The organism is Streptomyces sp. L500 (assembly GCF_054551825.1).
This window is the reverse complement of sequence record NZ_JBTOLC010000004.1, coordinates 53,840-76,181: the sequence shown is the minus strand read 5'-3', so window position 1 is coordinate 76,181 and position 22,342 is coordinate 53,840. Positions and strand designations below refer to the sequence as shown.

Sequence of the window (22,342 nt, the reverse complement as noted above, 5' to 3'; positions counted from 1 at the left end):
ACAGCCGGGGCCGCGTCGTGGACGCGGCCCCGGCATCATGTCCCCGCCCTAGCGCCAGCCCTGGCCCTGTCCCTGGCCCTAGTGGACGACCCCGCTCCCGTCCACGGTGAACTTCCCGCTCGCCGCCCCGTTGAACGTGCCGTTGGTGATCCACTCGCTGAGCGCCGCGGTGACCGTGCCGTGCGGCCCCGCCCACGGCGTACCGGGCTGCTGGCCGTAGACCGTCGCCGGGCTCGGGGCGTTGCAGCGGTCGCCGGAGCAGCCCTCCCACATGAACACGTGGCTCGCGCACGTGACCTGGACGACCACCTTGTTCTTCGTCGCGGCCGGGAGCGCGTTGTAGATGGCCGTGGAGTTCGCCACCGGCGCGGTGCCGTCGCCGAAGCCGTGGAGGATCAGGGTCGGGACCGTCACCTGGCCCGCGACCGCCGTGTTCCAGCCGTAGGTGGAGAAGGTGGGCGAGCGGTTGAGGCCGGCGGGGTGGTGGGGGTCGTCGCCGCCCCAGTCCTTCCCGGCGCCGTCGCCCTTCATGAGTTCCTTCCAGACCTCGTCCTGGCTGCCCGGCGCCACGCGGCCGGAGCAGCTCTGCTCGTTCGTGCCGGGGCCGTTCACGAGCGGCATGGACGTCATCGCCGCGCGGTCGCCGACCGTCAGGGGGAAGGAGACGAACCCTCCCGCCGGTGTCACCTCCTCCGTCGGCAGTCCGAAGAGCGATGCCATGAAGACGGCCCGGTCGACCTTCCCGATCCAGGCCGCGCTGTCGGGCAGGAGCGGATTGGGGTTGGCCGCGTAGAGGGTCCGTCCGACGCGCGGCCCCCCGAGCGAGTAACCGACGAGGGTCACCTTGCCGTTCGTGGGCTTGGCCTTCGCGATGGCGTCGTCGATGACCTGGCGGATGTCACGCACCCAGGTGTCGATGGACGCGAAGCGCACGTCGCTGGAGTGGGCGAACATCTTGCCGGCGAGGGGGTTGGTGCCGAGCTTGGTGCGCTGCTGGTCGAGCGGGAAGATCTGGGCGTTGTGGGTGCGGTCGCACCCCGTCGGGAAGGCGCAGGTGGTGCTGCCGGCGTTGAAGGCGGGGCGGCTCGCGTTGTGGGGGTCGTCCAGGCCGTGCGCGAAGCGCGTGGACTGGCCGTAGCCGAGCAGGTCCGGCACGAACGTGTCGACGCCCGCCCGGGCGAGTCCCTCCTGCACGCTGAGCTTGTTGTTGTTCTGGTCCTTGCCCTTCAGGTCGAAGACCGGCCGTCCGGGCACCGAGCGGCCGTGGATCAGCACGGCGGCCCGGGCGGGCGTCTGCGCGCACCGCCCGTGCGCGTACTCGGGCGCCACGCGGTGGACGCTCAACTGCGCCTTCTGCCCGTTGAACTGCGGGTCGGGCATCATGCCGTTCGGCACGGTGAAGTCCAGCATGTAGTCGCTGGTGGTGATGTCGGTCGGCTTGTCGTCGCAGGGCGCCTGCTCGATCCGGATGGCGTCGACGGCCAGCAGCCCGCCCACGCCGAAGGCGCCCACGGCCAGACAGGTCCCGACGGCGATCCACCACCGGTGCCAGAGGGGCCTGCCCCGCCACCACCGGCCCGGCGACCACCCGCCACTCTTCCGACCGCCGTCGTCCTTCCGACCGCCGTCGCCGTTCCGACTGCCGTCCACCGCGCCTCCCGTCCGGGCCGGGTCGAGTCCTGTACGTCTGTGCGCCTGTACGCCGCATCCTTCGCCGGGGCCAGGGGGCCCGCCACACGGGCGCGGCCGAATGGAGGGGCGGGGAAACGGGGGAATGGGCTGGCGCACCGAGACCTAGATCCACTAGCCTCATTCCTAGGAGCTCTAGGAAAGAGGAGGCGCCCGAGTGGTGCGCGCAGGAATCACCGCCGCCAAGCTGACGGCCGCGGCAGCGGCGATGGCGGACGAGCAGGGCCTGGAGAAGGTCACCGTCTCGGCGCTCGCCCGGCAGTTCGGCGTCAAGGACGCGAGCCTGTACTCCCACGTCAAGAACCTGCGGGAGCTACTCGTACGGATCGCCCTGCTCAGCGCCGAGGAGGTGGCCGACCGGATCGCGGTCGCGGTGGCGGGGCGGGCCGGGAAGGACGCCCTGGTCGCCTTCGCGGACGCGTACCGCGACTACGCGCTGGAACACCCCGGCCGCTACGCGGCGACGCAACGGCAGTTCACGCCGGAGGAGATCGGGGACTCCGTCGGTTTCCGCCGGAACATCGAGCTGACGTACGGCATGCTGCGCGCCTACGGCCTCACCGAGCCGGACCTGACGGACGCGGGACGGCTGCTGCGCAGCACGTTCCACGGCTACATCCACCTGGAGCTGAGCGGCGCCTTCGGCCACTCCCGCCCGGTGGGGGAATCGTGGTCACGTGCGCTCGACGCCCTCCACATGGTCCTGGAGAACTGGCCGACCGACAACAAGGGGGACAACCGATGAACAAGCCCGAATCCGGAAAGCTCGACGTACCCGGCGCCACCCTGCACTACGAGGTACGAGGCAGCGGCCCGCTGCTCCTGCTGATACCCGGCGGCGCGGGGGACGCCGGAATGTACGCGGGCATGGCCGACGTCCTGGCCGACGCCGGGTACACCGTCGCGTCCTTCGACCCGCGCGCCCTGTCGCGCAGCCGCCTCCACGTCCCGCTCGGCGACCAGCGGGTCGCGGAGTGGAGCGAGGACGCGCGACTGCTGATCGACCACCTGTCGCCGGACGAGCCGGCATCCGTCCTGGGCTGCAGCGCCGGCGCCATCGTCGCCCTCGACCTGCTGGCCCGCCACCCGGAGCGGGTGCACCGCCTGATCGCGCACGAACCGCCGCTGCTGGAGCTCCTGGACGACCCCGCCCCGCACAAGGCGCTGTTCGCGGACGTGCGCGAGGTCTTCCGGGCGGAGGGCGTGGGCGCGGCGATGGCACGCTTCAGCGAGGGCATGACGGGAGACCACCCGACGGACCACTCGGCGGACCGTCCGGCGGAACGTCCGGCGGAACGTCCGGCCGACCGTCCGACCGACCGCGAGCCGATGGAACTCCCGCCCGAGATCCAGGAGATGGCATCCCGGATGCACGCCAACCAGCCGGTCTTCCTGGAGCACATGCTGGTCCCGTTCTCCTCGACCGTCCCGGACGTCGAGGCGCTGCGGAACGCTGCCACGAAGCTCGTCCCGTCGGCGGGGCACGAGTCACGCGACCTGCTGCCGCTGTACGGCCCGATCGCCCACCTGGCAGTACTGACCGGCCGCCCGCTGGAGGAGTTCCCGGGCGGGCACCTGGGCGCGGTCGAGCGACCGAGGGAGTTCGCGGAGCGGATGCTGACGCTGCTGGGCTAGGCCAGTCCGGCCAGGTCACGCATGGTGGTGGTCCCGGACCGGACGACCCAGATGCCGCCCCCTTCCTGCTCCGAGCGGGCCTTGAGGTCGTCGACGTCCACCGTCGCGGGCCACCGCGTCCCGCTCTCGGACCAGCGCACACCGCCCAGGTCGAGGCCGGACAGATCGGCCGCGCGCAGGTCGGACGTCGTGAAGTCGTCCAGGAAGGCGCGCACCGCGGTGCTGTCGAGCGGAGGCGGCTCCATATCCAGCGCGGATCCGATGGCCTGCCTCAGCTCGTCGACTCGAAGCCCGACCAGGACGGGAACCAGGGCATAGCTTCGATTGAGTGCGTTCGAGAGCTCCGCCTGAAGCAGCGCGACGTTCGCGTCATGGGCCCCCCGGCGATTGGCGTGGTCGATGGCCCGGTCGAGAGAGCCGACGAGAGCGTCGGTGAGGCCGATGGCGCGCTCGAGGCGTTGCTCGACCCCGCTGGAGCGAGCGTCTCCGCTGTCAATGACGCGCATGAGGTCATGCTCGAGGTCGCGTTCGAAGAAGTGCGTGAGGTCGAGAACGTACTGGAGGGAGGAGACGAGGTCGTCACGCACGACGGGGCCGGGCCCGGACAGCAGTTCACGAACGCGGGCGAGGTCGGCGACGAGCTTGTACGTACGGAAGTAGGTGTGGTTCAGGGCCTCGTAGGCCGCCACGACACGGGGAACGGCACGCAGGGCCAGGCGCGTCACCGGGTCGATTCGCCCCGGCGAAGGCGTAGTGCAAGTTACGCAATCCGGCCTGCCGGCGGGAACGATCGCCGCCAACCCGCCCTCCACGTCGAGGACGGACCCGAGGGCGTCCACGGCCGTGTCGTGCCGCGACTGAAGAAGCACCTCCCGCAGGCCCGCCTCGACGTCGAGCACGCCATCCAGCCCGTCGGCCGGCTCGCGCTGGTGCCGGTCGAGCCACCGGTCGATCACCGTTCCCCCTCCTTCGTCGCGAGGTAGGCGGTGGCGGCTCTGCGCGCCTTGGCGAGGCTGCCACGCACCGTCTCGGCCGGTAACCCGAGCAGGTCGGCGATGTCGCCCGGCGTGTAGCCGGCCAGCGTCCAGGCCAGGATCTGCCGCTGCCGGGGCGGCAGGCTCGCGAGCATCGGCCGGGCGTCGTACCGAGCCTCCCACTCCGCGATGGCGTCGGGCCGGGCCAGCAGCGACGTGGGTTCGGGGACCATGTCGACCAGGTCTTCCCCGACGGAGGCGAACGTACGGATCAACGCCCGCGAGGCGACCGTGTGCGCCCAGGCGCGCGGGTCGCGGAGCTCGGACCAGCGCTGGTACGCCTTCGTCATCGTGTCCTGCGCGATGTCCGCCGCGACGGCCAGCGAGGCGCCCTGATTGATCAGGAAGCCCACGAGGGGGCGGACGGTGGCGCGATAGAAGGCGGAGAACGCCTCGTCCACTTCACGCCGCGCACGACGGTTCTCCTCCAGCGAGCCGCTCCGCGCGGCGGGTACGACCGTCGGCCCCTCCGTGCCGTCCGACGAAGCCTGCTCCGTCAAGCCCCTTCACCCTCCCCCGGCACCGGCGCGTGGGTGATCCGCACCCGAAGACAGCGCCCGTCGCCGTGCCGCTCCTCGACCTCCACGTCCCGCCGGCGCAGACGTATCCACAGCGCCGCCACAGCGCAGACCTTTGCGATGACCAGGGAGATGATGGTGGTAACTGCTGTCGCGGTGTCCATACTCGGGCCCCTCCTCGTCCGGCAACGCCGCCGTCACAAGGAGGAGGCCGGGCGGGCCTTGATCGTGAACTCCGGGGTCGGATCACCTCCCCGCCGGGCACTCCAAGTCCGGCGCCGCGCGGTTCGGGGAGCAGGTGACCACGGCCAGGCTGAGGAAGGACGGACGCCCCAGGTAGTACCCGAGCGAGACGTCCCCGCCCCAGCCGAGCGTTTCCGTCACGTACGCGACCGTTCCCGCGAGGCGGGCGCTGTCACGCTCGGCCCGCGAGGCGAAGCGCGACGCGTGCTCCGCGAGCCGTTCCCCCTTGGTCTCCAACGGAGGCACATCGGTGACCCGCCACTCGGCCACGGCCTCCTTGTACCTGTCCACCACGTCGGGAGGACTGCCGGAAACGGCTCCACCGATGGGGGACTCGCGTAGAACTTCGTGCAAGTCGCTGGAGCGCCCCGAGCCGACGGAGCATGCTCGTTCACGCTCGCACCACTCAGCGACGCAGGAGGCGAATGATGGCTCTGCACAAGCTCGGCCAGGACCCCGAGAGCCCGGACGGCAAGTCGCCAACCGTCTACTACGACGATCAGACGGGCAATTACGTCCTCCAGGGGTGGCGCGTCCTCGACGCCGAACGGCTCACCCAGATAGACATCCCCGACGACGAGACCGTGATCGAGTTCCCCCGGCGGATGATGCGGTTCTTCCCGGAGGTGAACGGTGGCGGACCCGACGCTTGAGAACCTTCTGCACCGGTGCGAACGGTCCGCCGTCCACCTGGAGATGCGCGACGGCTACATGAGGGACGACCCGATGTTCCTGGCGTGGCAGAAGGGACACAGGGACGACCCGGCTGACCGGGACGCCTGGTGGCGTCCCTGGCTCACGCTCATCGAACAGATCACGGCCCGTGGCGTGCGGGTGCGCCGAGCGCGCGTCGTCAGTGTGCCGGTCTCCGACTACGTGCAGTTCGAGCACGACGTGACGTTCACCAACGTCGCGGCGGGCGAACAGGTCCGCTGGCTGCCGCGCCGACGCGCAACCGACCTCGCCCTGCCAGGGAACGACTTCTGGCTGGTGGACGACTCCATGGTGGTGATCAACCACTTCGACGGCGACGGCCGCTTCACAGGTGACGAATTCATCGCGGAGCCGGAGACGGCGAAGCTCTGCTCCTCGGCCTTCGAAGCCGTGTGGGCACGGGCCGTGCCCCATGAGGAGTTCCGACCGGTCTGATCCTCATGTACTCGTCCTCGTCATCGAGCGTTCAGCAGGCACGACAAGCCCTCGGCCGGCGCCTGCGCGAGATCCGGAAGGACTCCGGTATGACCGCGCGGGCGCTGGCCGCGCTGGCGGGCTGGCACGCGTCGAAGTGCTCCCGCATCGAGAACGGCCGCACCGCCCCGTCCGACAGCGACATCAGGTCCTGGACGCTGCACTGCGGCGCGCAGGACCAGACCGCCGATCTGATCGCCACCGCGCGCAACATCGACGGCATGTACGTGGAGTGGAGGCGCATCGAGCGGGCGGGGCTGAAACGCGCGCAGGAGAACGCCCTACCGCTCTTCGAACGCACCCAGCGCTTCCGGATCTACCAGTCGTGGGTGGTCCCCGGCCTGTTCCAAACCGCCGCCTACACCACGGCAGTACTGAACACGGTCGTGAACCTGCGGCAGACCCCTAACGACGTCGCCCAGGCGGTAGCCGTACGCATGGACAGGCAACGCATCCTGCGGTCGGGCCACCGCCGCTTCGCCGTTCTCGTGGAGGAGTGGGTACTGCGCACGGTGATCGGCGACACGAGCACCATGGCCGAGCAGCTCCGGCAGCTACTGACAGTCGCCTCGCTGCCGTCCGTCAGCCTGGGCGTCATCCCCATGGGCCGTCCACGCGGCTTCGGCTGGCCGACGGAGTCGTTCACCATGTACGACGACCGGCAGGTCAACGTCGAGTTGGTGTCCGCACATCTCACCGTCACGCAACCCCGCGAAATTCACGACTACGCCGTCACGTTCAACGAGCTTTCCGCTGTCGCGCGGTACGGGGCCGACGCGCGATCTTTGATCGCGGCGGCCGTCGACGCTCTTGAGTGAGCGCTACGCGCTACCGCTTCGCGACGAACGAGCCCATGCCCGGCGTCGTGACGATCAGGCCCTCGGCGCGGAGGGCGGCCGTCACCTTGCGGACGGTTCCGCGTGCCACGTCGAACTCCGCTTCCATCTGGACCTCGGAGATCAAGTGGTTCGGCGGGTATTCACCGCTGGCGATCCGCCTGCGGATCTCATCCGCGATCTGGGCCCACTTCGGTCGCGTCGGATCAAACTCCATCACGCGGCTGACTGTATGCATCGATATGCAGGCGGACATAGACAACACTGTACTTGTATAGCCATGGACAGGGGGGTCTATGTAACGTGACCGCAAGCAAGACCCCCGCGACCGTCTCCACCGGTCCGGGGGCATGGCCACCAGCCAAAACTCCCAAGGAGCTGATGACATGCGCGACCTTATCTCCCGCCTGCTCCGCCGGAACAGGGCTCGCGGCGCCGTTCGTACGGCGCCCGAACCCCGGCCCACCCCGCCTCCCGTCCTCTCTCCCCCACACCAGCGGCATCCGCTACGACGAACACGACGAACACGCCGTGGTGAATTCGCAGGGGCGGTGGGAGAAGTGAGCGTGCCGGACGTCGCACTCGGCATCGTCGCAGTGGACACTTTCAGCAACGCCGTCGGCATGGTGATCGAGTCCGCCAAGGGGCTCGTCCGGATGCAGCATCCCAATGGGGTCAGCTGACGGGCCTACGCCGACAATCTCCGGGTGCCGGAGCCGGCGGAGAGAGAGCAGTTCGAGGCCGCGGAGCGGGCCTGGGCGCCAGTCGTCGTACCGGCGTCCGCGCCGCAGACGAAGGGAACATAGAACGCCATGAGAGTGTCGAGCCGCGCCCGGAACCGCGACTGCGAGCACGACTGGGTCCAATGGAGCGGCGCGTCACGCTGTCGCAAATGCGGGACGACTCAGCAGTAGTCGTCCGTGAGGGGTGCCATGACGTCGACGTCGCGCACCGAATGGCACGAGCTGCCCCGTCCCGTGCGGGCGGCCGTCGAGGAGCGCACCGGGCCGGTCGTGACGGCGCGAGCGCTCCCCGGCGGGCTCAACTGCGCCGTTGCCGCAGCGCTGACCACGGCGGACGGCACGGCGGCGTTCGTCAAGGGCACGCCCGTGACGAACGCCGCAGCCCGCGCCGGTCAGCGCTGGGAAGCCGCCGTCAATCCGTACACGCGCGACGTCGGGCCCCGGCTGCTGTGGCGGGTCGCGGTCGGCGGCTGGGAGTTGCTCGGGTTCGAGTACGTCGGCGGCGCGCGGCACGCGGATCTGTCGGCCGGGGCGGCGGATCACGCCCTGGTCGCCGAAGCACTCGGCACGGCGTGCGCTCTGCTGCCGCCGCCGGCCGGGCTGCGCGTGCCGTCGTTCGCCGGTCGCTGGGCCGGGTTCCTGGAGACCGGCGAACTGTCGCTCCTCCACGGCCGTTCGCTTCTGCACACGGACACCAACCCCCACAACCTCCTCGTCACCGCCGACCGCGCCCACCTCGTCGACTGGGCGATGCCCGCCCTCGGCCCGGCCTGGGTGGACGTCGCCAACACCGCCGTCCGGCTGATGGAGGCCGACTGCCCGCCCGGCGACGCCCTCGCCTGGGCCGCCGGGTTCACCGCCTGCTGGCGATCGGCCACCACCGCCGCCCTCCGCGCCTTCGTCGCCGCCAACTGCCGTGCCTGGACCTCCCGCGTGGGCCCCGTCGACGCCCGGCCGAGCAACGAGCGGTTCACCGCGCTGCTCAACCTGTTCGATTAGCGCGCACGTCCTTCTCCAGCAGCGTGAAGGACTTCGGCGCCCCGCCCGGCTGCGGCTTGCCCTCCTTGCGGCCCGCGACGCGGTAACCGGCCGCCCGGTAGTAGTCGTTCAGCCGCGCGTTGCCCGCCAGGCAGTCCAGCCGCACCCACGTCCGTCCCGCCTCGGCCACCCGGCGTTCCGCCGCCCGCAGCAGCCGCCGCCCCGTCCCGGGCTCGGCGACGCGGCGGTCCACCATCAGCCGGTGGACGTATCCGGCCACGGGCGGCTGCGGACCCCACGCGTCCTCGTCCTCCCACCACAGCTCCCAGGCACCGAGAACACGGCCGTCCGACCCCGCCCCCGACCCCGCCTCCGCGAGCCAGACTTCCCCGCGCGCCATGACCCGGCGGAAGTGGTTCTCGTCCAGCTCCCCCGGCCGCCACTGCCCGGTGATCCCCCGGGCCAGCATCCAGCGCGCCGCGTCGTCGCGGAGGCGGACGAGACCGGGCAGATCGGCCTCGCCGGCCGGGCGTATTCGTAGATCGTTCACGCGGGGATGCTCGCATACGGGTAACAGAACGGGTCCGACGTTGCCGTTCCGGCTGCGTCATCTTTCAGCCACAGCTATACCGTTGGCGTGACAGCGCCAAGGGAAGCACACAGGGATGTGGATGAAGCGCGCGGCGAGCTGCGCGACGTTCTCGACCGGTCCGAGGCGTGGCTGCGCGACGCGGCCGGTCTCCCCGAGGTTCCGGCGGAGTGGCCGGAGGAGTTACGGGCGGATGCGGCGGCCGTCAAGCGGTTGCGGACGCGCGCGGCCTCGGCCCTGATCAACGTGGCGCTCCTCGGCGCCTTCTCGTCCGGCAAGAGCTTCCTGCTCAGCGGTCTGCAGGGCGGTCTGGAGCTGGTCGAGGTGCAGACCGCCGACGGGCTGACGGCGGACAAATTCGTGGGGCTGCTGCCGTCCTCGCCGGTGCCGACCACGGCCTGCCCGGCGAGCGTGGTGCCGGTCGACGGCCGCCAGTCCACGGTGGACGCCTCCAGAACCGGCTATCTGCGGGTGCGCTTCACGGACTCGGCCGACGGCGAGTGGGAGGACGTCGGGAACTCCCCGGCCCCGTCCGTCGTCGCGGCGTACGCCATGCAGGACGCGGACGTCACCAACCGGCTCAGGGCGCACTGGGACCGCGAGGTGGCCGAGGTCGAGGTGCTCCTGGCGGACGCCAGACTGCCGGCGAAGTTCTACGACCTGCCGGGCTACGGCTCCCCGAACCCCGTCCACGACCTGATCGTCAAGGCCGCGATGGCCGACGCGGACTGCTTCATGTACGTCGCGCACGCCGGCCGGACGCTCTCCGAGCGGGAGCTGTCCCTCATCGGCACCCTCTACACCCATCACCAGCTCTCCGGAAAACGGGTCGTCTGGGTGGTCACCGCGATCGACTCGGCGTCGAACCTGGATCTGCGCGACGAACCCGAGTGGAAGGCGACCGTCGCCCGGAACACCGGCTATCTGAAGGAGAACTTCACCCTGCCCGACGGCCGGCCGGACCTGGGCTTCATCGGCGAGGGATTCGTCCCCGTGTCCCCGGCCCTGGAGGCGCGCGCCGCGAAGCTGGAGGCCGAGGAGGCCGAGGCGCCCGCGCGGCGGTATCGCGCGGAGAGCCGGATGGACACCCTGCGCCAGGCGATCGAGGACCTGATCAGAACGGAGACCGGCCCCCGGCACATCGCCGCCGTGGCGGCCGAGGCGCGCGTCAGGCTCGTTCCCCGGCTGCGGCTGGTCGAGGACCGGCTGCGGACGGAGCGGCTGGAGATCGACGGGCTGAGGGAGCTGCTGGACGGCCATCAGCGGCGGCTGGAACTGCTGGACCGGGCGCTGCCGGAGCTGCGCGACCAGCTGGAGCGGAAGCTGCAGGCCCGCGTCGGGCGGGCCGCGCGGCCGTTCGGCCGGCTGGCCGCCCATCTGCACGGCTCGCTCGACGCCACCATCCGGCGGACCGATGTGAGCAAGCCGGCCAAGGCCCACCAGGTCCAGACGGCGAAGACCCAGGTGCTCCGGGGCTGGCTGGAGGCGCCGACCGGCCCGGCGACGCTGTGGGCCGAGCAGTTGGCGGCGTTCAAGCAGGACGTGGCGCAGGCCGTAGAGCACTTCTTCGGGGACAAGGACCTCACGGGGCGCCTTCCCGACTCCGTCATCGACGTGAACGACCTCTCCCTGCCCCGGCACGCGCAACGCCCGGCCACCGCGCAGGACATCGTCCAGCGCGCGTCGGCGCTGGTCGGGGTCGTGGCGCCCGTCGCCGCGGGCGGGACCTGGCTGTACGGCCTGGCGGCGGCCGGCACCGTGTTCCCGCCGGCCACCGTCGTCGCGGGTGTGGCCGGGATGGTCTTCATGGGGATCGAGTACCGCAAGAGGAGGCTCAACTCGCTCCAGGTCCTCCAGGAGGAGTGGATCGGCGCCGTCGACGCCGAAGTCACGTCCGTCATGGAGCAGTTCAAGCAGTCCGCCGCCGTCCAGGGCACCATCATCATCGATCACCTGAGCGACAACCTGACGCAGTACCGGGAGCAACTGGAGAACACACGCGACTTCGCGCGGCAGCGCATCGCCAACCCCGAGAACCGGGTCCGGCAGGAGCTGATCGACCGGCTCGCGCCCGTCCACGAGGAAGGCCGGGCCCTCGTGGACGCCCTGCGGACCCTGGAGAACCCCTGACGGCCCGACGGCCCCGACGGCCCCGACGATCCCGGTCTCCCCCACCGCCGATCGGGCGGACGCTCTTGCCCCCACCCGCCCCCAGGGCGTTGGCTTAGGGCCCATGGAGTACACGCAGCTCGGACGCACGGGACTCAAGGTCGGCCGGATCGTGCTCGGGACGATGAACTTCGGGCCGCACACCGACGAGGCCGACAGCCACTCGATCATGGACGCGGCGCTCGCCGCCGGCGTCAACTTCTTCGACACCGCCAACGTCTACGGCTGGGGCGAGAACAAGGGCCGTACCGAGGAGATCATCGGTAGCTGGTTCGCCAAGGGCGGCGGGCGGCGCGACAAGGTCGTCATCGCCACCAAGGTGTTCGGCGGGATGAACGCCGCCGGGGAGCCGTGGCCGAACGAGGACCGGCTCTCCGCGCTGAACATCCGCCGCTCCGTCGAGGCCAGCCTGCGGCGGCTGCGCACGGACCACATCGACCTCTACCAGTTCCACCACGTGGACCGGCGCACGCCGTGGGAAGAGATCTGGCAGGCCATGGACGTCCTCGTCCAGCAGGGCAAGATCCTCTACGTGGGCTCCTCCAACCTCGCCGGCTGGCACATCGCCCAGGCCAACGAGACCGCCCGGCGCCGTGGCTCGCTGGGCCTCGTCAGCGAGCAGTGCCTGTACAACCTCGCCGAGCGCCGCGCCGAGATGGAGGTCGTCCCGGCGGCGCGGGCGTACGGGCTCGGGGTGATCCCCTGGTCGCCGCTGCACGGCGGGCTGCTCGGCGGCGTCCTCCGCAAGGAGCGGGAGGGCGGCGGCGCCCGTTCCACGTCCGGCCGTTCGGCGGACGCGCTCGCGAACAGCAGGATCCGCGACCAGATCCAGGCGTACGAGGACGTCGTCGACAAGCACGGCCTGGCGCCCGGCGAGGTGGCCCTGGCGTGGCTGCTGACCCGGCCCGGGATCACCGGGCCGATCGTGGGGCCGCGTACGGCGGAGCAGTTGGAGTCCGCGCTACGGGCGGCGGAGCTGAAGCTTCCGGAGGAGCTGCTCGTCGATCTGGACGAAATCTTCCCCGGGCCGGGCGCGTCGCCGGAGGCTTTCGCTTGGTGAAGGGCTGATAGACCGTAGATCAGCCCGTCGGCTCACCCCATCGTCCTGAGCATCGCCCTCCCGCCCGTCCGCAGGAAACGCACCAGCAGCACCGCGGCCAGGGCGAGGAAGGCGATGTTCAGGTACGTCGTATAGTTCCAGCTCACCCCCGACATGGGCACCTTCGCCGCCGCCTGGTCCGGGATCAGCCCGAGCCCGCCGAAGACGATCTCGACCACGTATCCCGCGATCACCATCGCGACGTAGAAGGTGCCGAGGAGGAACAGCGCGGTCCGGCCGCCGTAGTACTTCCGGTAGATGGCGAGGATCGGCAGGATCAGCAGGTCGGCGAAGACGAACGACACCACGCCCCCGAAGCTGATGCCGCCCTTCCACAGCACCACCGCCAGCGGCACGTTCCCGATCGAGCACACGAACGACACCAGGGCCACCAGCGGCCCCACCAGCGGTCCCCACACCTTCGCGAGCAGCGGATGGCCCTCGAAGAAGAACGCGCGCCAGAAGGAGTCCGGCACCCACGCGGCGATCGCCCCCGCGATGAACAGGCCCAGCACGAGATCGCGGAGGATCGCCGCCCACTCCATGACGAAGACGTGGGACGTCGCGGTGAACCCCTCGCGCGACAGCAGCCGCCGGACGAACGAGCCCTCGCCGCCCACGGACATGTCCATCGCCGCGTGCCCCTCCATCGAGCCCGCCACGCCCCGCTCGGCCTGCTCCCTCGCGCGCCGCAGCAGCGGCTCGCGCAGCAGCAGCCGGAAGAGCACCGCCAGCACCGCGATCATCACGGGCCCGCCCAGGAACTCGGCCGCCGTGAACTGCCACCCCATGAGCAGGGCCAGGATCACCCCCAGCTCCACGACGAGATTGGTGGAGGCGATCTCGAAGGCCATCGCGGCCGTGAAGTGCGCGCCCTTCACGAACAGCGAGCGCGCCAGCGCCACGGCGGCGTACGAGCAGGAGGACGAGGCCATGCCCAGTCCGGCGGCGGCGGCGAGCGTACGGGGCCGGTCGTCGCCCAGCAGGGAGACGACGGCCGCCCTGCGGACCACGGCCTGGACGACGGCGGAGAGCGCGAACCCCAGGACCAGCGCCCAGGTGATCTCCCAGGTCATGGAGCCGGTGACGGCCAGGGCGCGCAGGACGGCGTGGAGGATCACCCCCTCAGCATGGCCGAGCGGCCCCCGGCCCCGGGGCGGACAACACGCTTCCGCTCAGCCGACAACACGCTTCCGTTCAACTGAAGCGCTTCTTCGGACAGTCGTTCCACGGCTCGTTATCGTGAGCGCCATGGTGAACGGGACAGCGGTCCGGCGACCGCGCCAGGCCCTCTGCGTGGCGGCACTCGCGACGGCCGTACTGGCGGGCTCTGCGGGCTGTTCGGGCTCCTCCTCCGACGAGGGCAAGGAGCTGCGGTTCGGGGAGACGGCGAGCCTCCCCGGCTACAAGGACGCCAAGGTCGACGTGACCGTCGAACGCCTGGAGCAGGGCGGCAGCGCCGACCTGAGCGTCCTCAAGGACGCGTCGAAGTACGCCGGCAGGACGCCCTACTACCTCCGCTACAAGCTCACCAAGCCCACCGGCGCGGAGGCCGGGAAGTCGGGCGGCGCCTCCACGTACTTCTCGGTGGCCGACGCGAACAAGAAGCGGCTGACCAAGCTGACGATCCTCGGCGCCCTGGACACCACCGGCGATCCGAAGAACCCGCTGAAGTACCGGGGCTTCGAGAAGTGCGAGTCCTTGAGCACGTCCGACTTCGAGAAGGCCGCGCCGGGACAGAGCGTGACGGGCTGCGCCGTCTACGTGGCGGACGCGGGGGCCGGGGCGCCGACCGGCGTCACCTGGGAGCAGGGGACGAAGACGCTCGCCACCTGGAAGTGAGGACGGCCACCTCGCCGCCGGCTACTTCACCGCCGACACCACGGCGACGACGACGAGCATGAGGGCGAGCGCACCGGTCATGATCCGGTTCCTGGTCTTCGGGTCCACCCCACGAGCCTAACCGGACGCGCCGGGGGCACGCCCCGTGGGCCCGGCCACCGCCCCATGGGCACGGCCGACTACCGCCCCAGCTCCCACGCAGCGATCGTCTCGTAGCGGGGCCGCTCCCCCGGGACGCCCCCGCCGGGGAGCCGGCTGCGGACGAGCTCCAGGCGCTCGGCCCTCCACTCCCGGCCCCGGAAGTCCACCAGCGCGGCGACGTAGGGGCGGAGGTTCACCCGGCCGCCGCCGGAGCGGGCGAGGGTGAGGTGGGGGTGGAAGGTGTGGGTCCCGTCCACGACGACGCCCGCCCGGCGGGCCCCGGCGATCACGGAACGGGCGAGCCCGCGCAGGGTCTCCACCTCGCCCTCGGCCCCCACCCACAGCACCCGGTCCCCGAACCGGCCCCCGCCGGCGAGCCGCAGCGCGTGCGCCGGATGCCGGTGCGCGGCGCGTCCCAGGCGCTCGGTGAGCTCCGGGAGCAGCGCCTCGTCGACCTCGCCGAGGAACGCGAGCGTGAAGTGCCAGCCGGGCCGCTCGGCCCAGCGCAGCCGTTCCGCGCCCGGCAGGGCACGCAAGTCGTGGACGGCCGAGGCGAGTTCGGCGACGGCCGGCTCCGGGGGGTTCACCGCGACGAACAGGCGCATACGGCCAGTGTCCCGCACGGGGAGATCCACAGGGCGGAGCCGGGGCCCTGCGGGGCTGTTCCCCGTTCCCGCCCCTTCCCGTGACCGGGGGCGAGCCCCCTGACCCCCTTCGTCGGCCTTCATCCGTGCTGACGCACGTCGTCCTCATGCGCCGGACGGGCAGAGCCCGCGCGTCCGGCGCATGAGGACGGGGGGGCCAGGCGGCGGCCGTCAGGCCGTCGCCGGCACCCGCGCCTCCGCCTCCTGCCGGGACGGCGGTCGTGGCACGAACGCCACCACCGGCTGTCCCCGGCGGAAGCCGACCCGCATCCGCAGGCCGCCCGCCCGGAGCAGCACCAGCCCGATCGCCGTCGCCGCCAGCGTCGAGACGACGCCGCCGGCCAGGAAGCCCACCCGGGGCCCGTACACGTCCGTGACCCAGCCGACGAGCGGGGCGCCCAGCGGCGTACCGCCCATGAAGACCATCATGAACAGGCTCATCACCCGGCCCCGCATCGCGGGGTCGGCGGCCAGCTGGATACCGGAGTTGGCGGTGACGTTGATGGTCAGGCCGCACATGCCGATCGGCACGAGCAGCAGGGCGAAGATCCAGAAGGACGGCGCCAGCGCGGCGGTGATCTCCAGCAGACCGAAGCCCAGGGCCGCGCCGACCAGCAGCCGCATCCGCGAGGTGCCGCGACGCGCGGCGAGCAGGGCGCCCACCAGGGAGCCGGCCGCCATCAGCGTGTTGAGCAGACCGTAGGTGCTGGCGTCGGCGTGGAAGACGTCGTTGACGAACGCCGTGAGCCAGATGGGGAAGTTGAAGCCGAAGGTGCCGATGAAGCCGACGAGCACGATCGGCCAGATGAGCTCCGGTCGTGACGCGACGTGCTGGAGCCCCTCCCGGAGCTGGCCCTTGCCGCGCGGGGTGGGGTCGACCTTGTGGAGCTCGGAGGCGCGCATCAGCAGCAGCGCGGCGATGGGCGCGGCGAAGGACAGCCCGTTGAGGAGGAACGCCCAGCCACTTCCCACAGCGCTGATCAGCACACCGGCCACGGCGGGGCCGACGAGACGCGCCGACTGGAAGTTCGCCGAGTTCAGGCTGACGGCGTTGCGCAGGTCGGCGGGGCCGACCATCTCGACGAGGAACGCCTGGCGGGCGGGGTTGTCGACGACGGTGACGAGGCCGAGCGCGAGCGCGGTGAGGTAGACGTGCCAGACCTGGACGTGCCCGGTGAGGGTGAGGACGCCGAGCGCGAGGCCGGTGACGGCCATCGCGGCCTGGGTGACCAGCACCAGCTGCCGCTTGGGGCAGCGGTCGGCGATGACGCCGCCGTAGAGGCCGAGCAGCATCAGGGGCAGGAACTGCAGCGCCGTGGTGATGCCGACGGCGGCGGAGGATCCGGTGATGCTGAGGACCAGCCAGTCCTGGGCTATTCGCTGCATCCAGGTACCGGTGTTGGAGACCACCTGGCCGGTGGCGAAGAGCCGGTAGTTGCGGATCCGGAGTGAACTGAAGGTTCCGCCCTTGGAACCGGACTCGGAACCGCGCTTCAGGCTGCGGTCCAGGTGCGGCAGGGAGGTGGTGGGTGCGTCGTGGTGGCGGTTCGGTGCGGGTGCGGAGTCTGCTCCGGGTCCCGTACTCAAAGTGGGGTCGCCTCCTTCTCCGTGCACTTACAGGTGCGCGAGTTTCTCCAGGACGGGCGCGGCGGCGCGGAGCGTCTCCCACTCGTCCTCGGTCAGCTGCCCGGCCAGCTGGGCCAGCCAGGCGTTCCGCTTCCTCCGGCTCTCCTCGAGCATGGCCTCGGCCTGCTCGGTCTGGCGGACCACCTTCTGCCGGCGGTCCTCCGGGTGCGGCTCCAGCCGGACCAGGCCCTTGCTCTCCAGCAGCGCGACGATGCGCGTCATCGACGGCGGCTGCACGTGCTCCTTGCGGGCGAGCTCCCCGGGCGTGGCGGAGCCACAGCGGGCGAGCGTGCCCAGCACCGACATCTCGGCGGGGCTGAGCGATTCGTCGACCCGCTGGTGCTTGAGCCTGCGGCCCAGCCGCATCACCGCGGAACGCAGGGCGTTCACGGCGGCTACGTCGTCTGGGGTGTCGCGCGGGGTGTGGTGCGGTGCGCTGGACAGGTCCGGCATGTTTATTAGATTAACTCATTACCTGAACTAAATAAAGTGGGCACTGGGGCGCATGGGGGCACATGGGGGTGCATCTGGGTACACCCCGGCCCGGCAGCCAGGGCCAATGGCAGGGAGTCCGGCGGCCGGGATCGTCGGTGCCATGCGAATGACACGTCCGATGACAGGCCCGATGACGCGTGACGAGATCAAGGCGGCATGGGTGTTCCTCACCGTCGCCTTCCTGGCCGCCGGCGCGCTGGGCGCGGCCCAGCCCGCGACCCGGATCCCCGCCGAGGTCGTCCAGCTGACCCAGTTCGGGCCGGCGCTGGGGGTGGGGCTGGTCGCCCTGCTGTGGCCCGGGGTCGTACGGGCGCTGTGGCGCGGCGAGGGTGGCGGGCGGCCCGGGCGCCGGGGCACGGCGCTGGCCGCCACCGCCGTGCTGATCATCGCGGCGAGCGCTGCCGCGTACGGCGTCATCGGCGGCGACGCGCGGTTCACCCGCCCGAGCGCGCTGGAGCACCCCTTCGCGCTGATCGTCGTCGCGCAGCTCATCGGCGCGTGCGGTGAGGAGATCGGCTGGCGCTGCTTCCTCCAGCCGCTGCTGGGCAACCGGTTCGGGTCGTTCGTCTCGTCCGGCGTCGTGGGCGCGGTGTGGGGCGTGTGGCACGTGCAGGTCTTCGCGCAGGACCCGGTGTACGCGGGGGCGTTCCTGCTGGGGGCCGTGTCCATGTCGGTCGTCCTGGGGTGGGCCCTGGAGGGCATGGCTCCGGCGGCTCGGCTGCCGCTCGCGGGCGGCTTCCACGCGCTGGTCAACCTCGGCATGCTGCTGTTCATGGACGAGGAGTCGGGCGCGGTGCCGCCGATGGTCCTGTTCGGGGCGTCGTGCCTGGTCGCGGCGGTGGTCTGGACGGCGGCGCGGACCCGGAGGGCAGCCGCTAGGATCCACCCGATCCTGGACCATGCCCGATAGACCACGCCCAGGCGGCCCCCGCCCCCGCAGCCCCCGCCCCCGCCTCGTCGCCCTCGGCCGGTGCCAGCTGGCGAGCCTCCACGCCATCGCCGTGTCGGCCGTCGGCTCGCTGGTGGTGACCGCGCTCCTGCTGTTGCCCGTCGGCGTCGGCTTCCGGATGCTGCCGTGGGCCGCTCGGGCCCTGCGCGCGCTGTCGGACCGGTCGCGCGCCCGGGCCGCCCGCTGGGCGGGCGTACGCGTCCCCCCGCCGGATCCCCTCCCTCTCCATCGCCGTAGTGCGCGTGCGGTCCTCGCCGACGAAGGCTTCTGGCGCGACCTGGCGTGGGCCTGGCTGGAGCCGCTGGTCGGCGGCCTGCTGGTGGCCGTGCCCCTCGCCCTCGTCGAGTACGGGGCGTTCGGCGCGCTCGTCCAGCCGTTCATCCGGCGGCTGATCGACGACGGCAACTGGTACGCGTTCGTCCCCGTGCGCGGTACAGCGACGGTGCTTGCCGCGGCGGCACTGGGCGTGGCGTTCATGGCCGGGGGCATCCTCGCGGCGCCGGCCGTGCTGCGGCTGCACGCCCGGTGGGGCCGGTCGCTGCTGGCCGCCCCCCGCAGCACCGAGCTCGTCCGGCGGATCGAGCGGCTCACCGATACCCGGGCCGAAGCCCTCGACGCCCAAGCGGCCGAACTGCGGCGCATCGAACGGGACCTCCACGACGGCGCGCAGGCCCGGCTCGTCGCGCTGGGCATGACGCTGGACAGCGCCGTCCGGCGGCTGGAGAGCGACCCGGAGGGCGCCCGGGCGCTGCTGCTGGACGTCCGCAGGACGTCGCAGCACGCGTTGCAGGACCTGCGCGACCTGGTCCACGGCATCCATCCCCCGGTCCTCGCCGACCGGGGGCTCGGCGACGCCGTGCGGTCGCTGGCGCTCGACAGCTTCCTCGACGTGCACGTGGACGCGGGCGGGCTGGTGGGCAGGCTGCCGGCGCCCGTGGAGTCGGCGGCCTATTTCGCGGTCGGCGAGGCGCTGGCCAACGCGGCGAAGCACTCCGGCGCCGACGAGGTCCGTATCGTCCTCGCGCACGACGGCGCGACGCTGACGATCACCGTCACCGACGACGGGCGGGGCGGAGCCGACGCCTCCGGGGGCACCGGACTGCTGGGGGTCCGCCGCCGGTTGGGTACGTTCGACGGGACCCTCGCCCTGCACAGCCCGCGGGGCGGGCCGACCACCGTGACGATGGAGATTCCGTGCGCGTTGTCCTCGCCGAAGACCTCTTCCTGCTGAGGGACGGGCTGATACGCACGCTGGAGGAGCACGGCTGCGAGGTCGTCGCCGTGGACAACGGACCGTCCCTGCTGCGCGCGCTGCTCGACGAGGCGGCGCCGCCGGACGTGGCGGTGGTGGACGTACGGCTGCCGCCGACCTTCACCGACGAGGGGCTGCGGGCGGCGCTGGAGGCGCGACGCGCGCGGCCGGGCCTGCCGGTGCTCGTGCTCTCGCAGTACGTCGAGCAGCTCTACGCCCATGAACTGCTGGCCGGGGGCGAGGGAGCGGTCGGCTATCTGCTCAAGGACCGGGTGACCGACACGGCGCAGTTCGTGGACGCGGTGCGGAGGGTGGCCGGCGGGGGCACGGTGATGGACCCTCAGGTCATCGCGCGGCTGCTGTCGCGCGGCGAGGCCCGGGGCTCGGTCGGCGATCTGACGCCGCGCGAGCGCGAGGTGCTGGAGCTGATGGCGGAGGGCCGGTCCAACGCCGCGGTCGCGAGCGGGCTCCACATCAGCGAGAGCGCGGTGGCCAAGCACACCGCGAGCATCTTCGCCAAGCTGCGGATCGATCCGTCGCCGGACGACAACCGCAGGGTGCTGGCCGTGCTGGCGTATCTGCGGCGGTAGAGAAGGCGATGGAGAAGAAGGTGGGTACGGGCCCGGGGCCCGTACCCACCTCCGTCATGTGCCCGCGGGCGCTACTTCACGCCCAGCGCCCGCTCGATCGGGTCGAGGAGGAAGTAGATCAGGAAGCAGACGCCGACCGCGTTGAGGAGCCAGGGGATCTCACGGGCCCGCTTGTCCGCGACGCGCAGGGCGATGAAGGCGAGGACGCCGATGCCGATGCCGTTGGTGATCGAGTAGGTGAACGGCATGGAGACGATCGTCAGGAACGCGGGGATGGCGATCGTGAAGTCGCTCCAGTCGATCTCCTTGACGTTGGACGCCATGATCAGGAAGCCGACGACCAGCAGCGCCGGGGTGGCGGCCTGCGAGGGGACGATCTTGGCCAGCGGGGTGAAGACCAGGGCGAGGAGGAAGAGGCCGCCGGTCATCAGGTTGGCGAGGCCGGTGCGGGCGCCCTCGCCGACGCCGGCCGTGGACTCCACGAAGCAGGTGTTGGCGGAGGCCGAGCCCACGCCGCCGGCGGCGACGGCGACGCCGTCCATCATCAGGATCTTGCCCATGTTGGGCAGCTGGCCGTTCTCGTCGGTCAGCCCGGCCTCCTCGCCGACGCCGATGATCGTGCCCATCGCGTCGAAGAAGCCGGACAGCAGCACGGTGAAGACGAACAGGCAGCCGGTGAGCCAGCCCACCTCGTGGAAGCCGCCGAAGAGGCTGACCTTGCCGACGAGCCCGAAGTCGGGGGTGTCCACGATCTTGTCCGGCCAGCTGGGGACGGACAGGCCCCACTCGGCGTCGGGGATCTTCACCAGCGAGTTGATCACGATGGCGGTGAACGTCATCACGACGATGCCGATGAGGATCGCGCCCGGCGTCTTCCGGACGAGCAGGACGAACGTCAGCAGCAGGCCCGCCGCGAAGACCAGCACCGGCCAGCCCTGGAGCTGACCGCCCTGGCCGAGGGAGAGCGGGACGGTGGTGTGGGCGGCGTCGGGGTTGCGGCTGACGAAGCCGGAGTCCACCAGGCCGATCAGCGAGATGAACAGGCCGATGCCGATCGCGATGGCGCGCCGCAGCCCGTTCGGGATCGCGTCCATGACGCGCTGCCGCAGACCGGAGGCCACCAGCACCATCAGCACCAGGCCGGCGAGGACGACCATGCCCATCGCGTCCGGCCAGCTCATCTTGGGCGCGAGCTGGAGCGAGACGACGGCGTTGATGCCGAGGCCGGCGGCACAGGCGATGGGCACGTTGCCGATCGCGCCCATGAGGACGGTGGTGAGACCGGCCATCAGCGCGGTGGCCGTGACCAGCTGGCCGTTGTCCAGCTGATGGCCGTACTTGTCGTGACCGGCCCCGAGGATGATCGGGTTCAGCACGATGATGTACGCCATCGCGAAGAAGGTCGCCAGTCCGCCGCGGAGCTCCCGGGAGACGGACGAGCCACGCTCGCTGATCCGGAAGTACCGGTCGAGGACGTTGCCCGTGGGGGGCGTGGGGGACGGCTGCTGGGCGTCGACGGCTGGGGTGGCCGAGGTGGGCATGCGTGACCTCAGTCGTGAGGGCGGCCGGGGAGGCCGTCGGGACAAAACAAATGGATCAGAAGAGTGCTTCTTCGCGCTTCCTTTGATCATTCTTGTATGATCAAACATAAGCGAGCAATCAAATCCAGTTCGATTCAGTATGAATAAACAAGGGCGTCTTGGCTATCTCCGCGCGTAGACCCCGGCGGCGCAAGGGCTCCACCGCCACCGGCCAAACCCGGACGCACTAGGCTGGCCGCCATGACGAAGTGGACACCGACGCACGAAGCGCCCGAGCCCCTGGAGGGCCCGGTCGTCGCGACGATCACGGGCGGCACGATCGTGTGGTTCGTCCTCTTCCTCGCGCAGCTGCCGTTCTACGTCTGGTACCGGGACCACGGGCACCTGTGGTGGCTGTGGACGTGCCTCGCCGGCGGCGGGCTGGGGCTGATCGGCGTCTGGTACGTCCGCAAGCGGGACGCGGCGATCAAGCGGCACGCGGCGGCGAAGGCCGCGCTGGACGCGGAGCAGCGCTGACTTACGGCTGCTGGCTTACGGCTGA

General features: G+C 71.3%; 25 protein-coding genes. 13 read left to right on the top strand and 12 right to left on the bottom strand.

The annotated features are described in order from the left end of the window. Positions 1-78 precede the first annotated feature (78 nt). The gene (locus ACX9I7_RS06800; RefSeq protein ID WP_459386782.1) at positions 79-1,512 is read right to left on the bottom strand and encodes an alpha/beta hydrolase; all 1,434 of its coding nucleotides are present in this window, start codon (positions 1,510-1,512) and stop codon (positions 79-81) included. Between the two features lie 334 nt (positions 1,513-1,846). Between ACX9I7_RS06800 and ACX9I7_RS06795 the strand changes: the two genes are divergently transcribed. Together ACX9I7_RS06795 and ACX9I7_RS06790 are read left to right on the top strand one after the other, a co-directional pair. Further along, positions 1,847-2,434, top strand: coding sequence for a TetR/AcrR family transcriptional regulator (locus ACX9I7_RS06795; RefSeq protein ID WP_387575373.1), 588 nt, complete (start codon positions 1,847-1,849; stop codon positions 2,432-2,434). Next, complete coding sequence (locus ACX9I7_RS06790) at positions 2,431-3,324, top strand: alpha/beta fold hydrolase (protein WP_459386781.1); 894 nt, start codon at positions 2,431-2,433, stop codon at positions 3,322-3,324. Before ACX9I7_RS06795 ends, ACX9I7_RS06790 begins: the two co-directional genes overlap by 4 nt. On the opposite strand, the gene ACX9I7_RS06785 is transcribed toward ACX9I7_RS06790, so the two are convergent. The 4 genes from ACX9I7_RS06785 to ACX9I7_RS06770 form a co-directional block, all read right to left on the bottom strand. Further along, complete coding sequence (locus tag ACX9I7_RS06785) at positions 3,321-4,280, bottom strand: hypothetical protein (protein WP_459386780.1); 960 nt, start codon at positions 4,278-4,280, stop codon at positions 3,321-3,323. The genes ACX9I7_RS06790 and ACX9I7_RS06785 overlap by 4 nt on opposite strands. Then, entirely contained in the window at positions 4,277-4,858 is a 582-nt protein-coding gene (locus tag ACX9I7_RS06780; protein WP_459386779.1) for an RNA polymerase sigma factor, read from the bottom strand. Before ACX9I7_RS06780 ends, ACX9I7_RS06785 begins: the two co-directional genes overlap by 4 nt. Continuing rightward, complete coding sequence (locus tag ACX9I7_RS06775; protein WP_459386778.1) at positions 4,855-5,040, bottom strand: hypothetical protein; 186 nt, start codon at positions 5,038-5,040, stop codon at positions 4,855-4,857. The genes ACX9I7_RS06780 and ACX9I7_RS06775 overlap by 4 nt, the downstream gene beginning before the upstream one ends. An 82-nt stretch (positions 5,041-5,122) precedes the next feature. Further along, positions 5,123-5,413: a hypothetical protein gene (locus tag ACX9I7_RS06770; protein WP_459386777.1), complete on the bottom strand. Its 291-nt coding sequence runs from the start codon at positions 5,411-5,413 to the stop codon at positions 5,123-5,125. A 134-nt stretch (positions 5,414-5,547) separates the two neighbouring features. On the opposite strand from ACX9I7_RS06770, the gene ACX9I7_RS06765 reads away from it, so the two are divergent. The 3 genes from ACX9I7_RS06765 to ACX9I7_RS06755 are packed head-to-tail and all read left to right on the top strand — an operon-like array spanning position 5,548 to position 7,125. After that, complete coding sequence (locus ACX9I7_RS06765; RefSeq protein WP_459386776.1) at positions 5,548-5,772, top strand: hypothetical protein; 225 nt, start codon at positions 5,548-5,550, stop codon at positions 5,770-5,772. Positions 5,773-5,815: 43 nt separating this feature from the next. Next, complete coding sequence (locus tag ACX9I7_RS06760; RefSeq protein ID WP_459386872.1) at positions 5,816-6,268, top strand: DUF6879 family protein; 453 nt, start codon at positions 5,816-5,818, stop codon at positions 6,266-6,268. A 5-nt stretch (positions 6,269-6,273) separates the two neighbouring features. Next, positions 6,274-7,125 carry a helix-turn-helix domain-containing protein gene (locus ACX9I7_RS06755; protein ID WP_459386775.1) on the top strand — a complete coding sequence of 284 codons (852 nt, stop codon included), beginning with the start codon at positions 6,274-6,276 and terminating at the stop codon, positions 7,123-7,125. 10 nt (positions 7,126-7,135) lie between these two features. On the opposite strand, the gene ACX9I7_RS06750 is transcribed toward ACX9I7_RS06755, so the two are convergent. Further along, positions 7,136-7,363 carry a GntR family transcriptional regulator gene (locus ACX9I7_RS06750; RefSeq protein WP_126918154.1) on the bottom strand — a complete coding sequence of 76 codons (228 nt, stop codon included), beginning with the start codon at positions 7,361-7,363 and terminating at the stop codon, positions 7,136-7,138. Positions 7,364-8,075: 712 nt separating this feature from the next. Here ACX9I7_RS06750 and ACX9I7_RS06745 point away from each other — a divergent pair. Further along, positions 8,076-8,885: a phosphotransferase gene (locus tag ACX9I7_RS06745; protein ID WP_459386774.1), complete on the top strand. Its 810-nt coding sequence runs from the start codon at positions 8,076-8,078 to the stop codon at positions 8,883-8,885. On the opposite strand, the gene ACX9I7_RS06740 is transcribed toward ACX9I7_RS06745, so the two are convergent. Then, a complete protein-coding gene (locus tag ACX9I7_RS06740; protein ID WP_459386773.1) occupies positions 8,869-9,414 on the bottom strand; it encodes a GNAT family N-acetyltransferase in 546 nt (181 codons plus the stop codon). The genes ACX9I7_RS06745 and ACX9I7_RS06740 overlap by 17 nt on opposite strands. Positions 9,415-9,531: 117 nt before the next feature. On the opposite strand from ACX9I7_RS06740, the gene ACX9I7_RS06735 reads away from it, so the two are divergent. Further along, positions 9,532-11,583 carry a hypothetical protein gene (locus tag ACX9I7_RS06735; RefSeq protein WP_387575395.1) on the top strand — a complete coding sequence of 684 codons (2,052 nt, stop codon included), beginning with the start codon at positions 9,532-9,534 and terminating at the stop codon, positions 11,581-11,583. A gap of 103 nt (positions 11,584-11,686) precedes the next feature. Further along, the gene (locus ACX9I7_RS06730) at positions 11,687-12,682 is read left to right on the top strand and encodes an aldo/keto reductase (protein WP_459386772.1); all 996 of its coding nucleotides are present in this window, start codon (positions 11,687-11,689) and stop codon (positions 12,680-12,682) included. Between the two features lie 32 nt (positions 12,683-12,714). Here ACX9I7_RS06730 and ACX9I7_RS06725 read toward each other — a convergent pair whose 3' ends face one another. After that, positions 12,715-13,842: a permease gene (locus ACX9I7_RS06725; RefSeq protein WP_459386771.1), complete on the bottom strand. Its 1,128-nt coding sequence runs from the start codon at positions 13,840-13,842 to the stop codon at positions 12,715-12,717. A gap of 130 nt (positions 13,843-13,972) precedes the next feature. Here ACX9I7_RS06725 and ACX9I7_RS06720 point away from each other — a divergent pair, with 130 nt between their 5' ends. After that, on the top strand, positions 13,973-14,563 hold the full coding sequence (locus ACX9I7_RS06720; RefSeq protein ID WP_387575401.1) for a hypothetical protein: 591 nt from the start codon (positions 13,973-13,975) through the stop codon (positions 14,561-14,563). Between the two features lie 179 nt (positions 14,564-14,742). Here ACX9I7_RS06720 and thpR read toward each other — a convergent pair whose 3' ends face one another. The 3 genes from thpR to ACX9I7_RS06705 form a co-directional block, all read right to left on the bottom strand. Continuing rightward, on the bottom strand, positions 14,743-15,309 hold the full coding sequence (thpR, locus tag ACX9I7_RS06715; protein WP_387575403.1) for an RNA 2',3'-cyclic phosphodiesterase: 567 nt from the start codon (positions 15,307-15,309) through the stop codon (positions 14,743-14,745). A 210-nt stretch (positions 15,310-15,519) separates the two neighbouring features. Further along, positions 15,520-16,935, bottom strand: a complete 1,416-nt coding sequence (locus ACX9I7_RS06710; RefSeq protein WP_387575405.1) for an MFS transporter — start codon at positions 16,933-16,935, stop codon at positions 15,520-15,522. A gap of 27 nt (positions 16,936-16,962) precedes the next feature. After that, positions 16,963-17,427, bottom strand: a complete 465-nt coding sequence (locus tag ACX9I7_RS06705; protein WP_126915545.1) for a MarR family winged helix-turn-helix transcriptional regulator — start codon at positions 17,425-17,427, stop codon at positions 16,963-16,965. Between the two features lie 172 nt (positions 17,428-17,599). On the opposite strand from ACX9I7_RS06705, the gene ACX9I7_RS06700 reads away from it, so the two are divergent. The 3 genes from ACX9I7_RS06700 to ACX9I7_RS06690 are packed head-to-tail and all read left to right on the top strand — an operon-like array spanning position 17,600 to position 20,260. Then, the gene (locus tag ACX9I7_RS06700) at positions 17,600-18,379 is read left to right on the top strand and encodes a CPBP family intramembrane glutamic endopeptidase (RefSeq protein ID WP_459386770.1); all 780 of its coding nucleotides are present in this window, start codon (positions 17,600-17,602) and stop codon (positions 18,377-18,379) included. Further along, the gene (locus tag ACX9I7_RS06695) at positions 18,369-19,649 is read left to right on the top strand and encodes a sensor histidine kinase (RefSeq protein ID WP_387575409.1); all 1,281 of its coding nucleotides are present in this window, start codon (positions 18,369-18,371) and stop codon (positions 19,647-19,649) included. Before ACX9I7_RS06700 ends, ACX9I7_RS06695 begins: the two co-directional genes overlap by 11 nt. Continuing rightward, positions 19,613-20,260, top strand: a complete 648-nt coding sequence (locus ACX9I7_RS06690; protein ID WP_358627303.1) for a response regulator transcription factor — start codon at positions 19,613-19,615, stop codon at positions 20,258-20,260. The genes ACX9I7_RS06695 and ACX9I7_RS06690 overlap by 37 nt, the downstream gene beginning before the upstream one ends. Before the next feature lie 71 nt (positions 20,261-20,331). Here ACX9I7_RS06690 and ACX9I7_RS06685 read toward each other — a convergent pair whose 3' ends face one another. Beyond that, positions 20,332-21,801 (bottom strand): NCS2 family permease, encoded by a 1,470-nt coding sequence (locus ACX9I7_RS06685; RefSeq protein ID WP_358218921.1) that lies wholly within the window; start codon positions 21,799-21,801, stop codon positions 20,332-20,334. Positions 21,802-22,041: 240 nt separating this feature from the next. On the opposite strand from ACX9I7_RS06685, the gene ACX9I7_RS06680 reads away from it, so the two are divergent. Then, positions 22,042-22,317, top strand: coding sequence for a DUF2530 domain-containing protein (locus ACX9I7_RS06680; protein WP_387575412.1), 276 nt, complete (start codon positions 22,042-22,044; stop codon positions 22,315-22,317). Positions 22,318-22,342 lie beyond the last annotated feature (25 nt).

Coding starts and splice junctions, on each gene's coding strand:
- ACX9I7_RS06790 (WP_459386781.1), top strand. CDS start 2,431: ATGAACAAGCCCGAATCCGGAAAGCTCGACGTACCCGGCGCCACCCTG.
- ACX9I7_RS06720 (WP_387575401.1), top strand. CDS start 13,973: ATGGTGAACGGGACAGCGGTCCGGCGACCGCGCCAGGCCCTCTGCGTG.
- ACX9I7_RS06745 (WP_459386774.1), top strand. CDS start 8,076: ATGACGTCGACGTCGCGCACCGAATGGCACGAGCTGCCCCGTCCCGTG.
- ACX9I7_RS06755 (WP_459386775.1), top strand. CDS start 6,274: ATGTACTCGTCCTCGTCATCGAGCGTTCAGCAGGCACGACAAGCCCTC.
- ACX9I7_RS06730 (WP_459386772.1), top strand. CDS start 11,687: ATGGAGTACACGCAGCTCGGACGCACGGGACTCAAGGTCGGCCGGATC.
- ACX9I7_RS06680 (WP_387575412.1), top strand. CDS start 22,042: ATGACGAAGTGGACACCGACGCACGAAGCGCCCGAGCCCCTGGAGGGC.
- ACX9I7_RS06685 (WP_358218921.1), bottom strand. CDS start 21,801: ATGCCCACCTCGGCCACCCCAGCCGTCGACGCCCAGCAGCCGTCCCCC.
- ACX9I7_RS06760 (WP_459386872.1), top strand. CDS start 5,816: ATGCGCGACGGCTACATGAGGGACGACCCGATGTTCCTGGCGTGGCAG.
- ACX9I7_RS06705 (WP_126915545.1), bottom strand. CDS start 17,427: ATGCCGGACCTGTCCAGCGCACCGCACCACACCCCGCGCGACACCCCA.
- ACX9I7_RS06700 (WP_459386770.1), top strand. CDS start 17,600: ATGACGCGTGACGAGATCAAGGCGGCATGGGTGTTCCTCACCGTCGCC.
- ACX9I7_RS06775 (WP_459386778.1), bottom strand. CDS start 5,040: ATGGACACCGCGACAGCAGTTACCACCATCATCTCCCTGGTCATCGCA.
- ACX9I7_RS06765 (WP_459386776.1), top strand. CDS start 5,548: ATGGCTCTGCACAAGCTCGGCCAGGACCCCGAGAGCCCGGACGGCAAG.
- ACX9I7_RS06695 (WP_387575409.1), top strand. CDS start 18,369: ATGCCCGATAGACCACGCCCAGGCGGCCCCCGCCCCCGCAGCCCCCGC.
- thpR (WP_387575403.1), bottom strand. CDS start 15,309: ATGCGCCTGTTCGTCGCGGTGAACCCCCCGGAGCCGGCCGTCGCCGAA.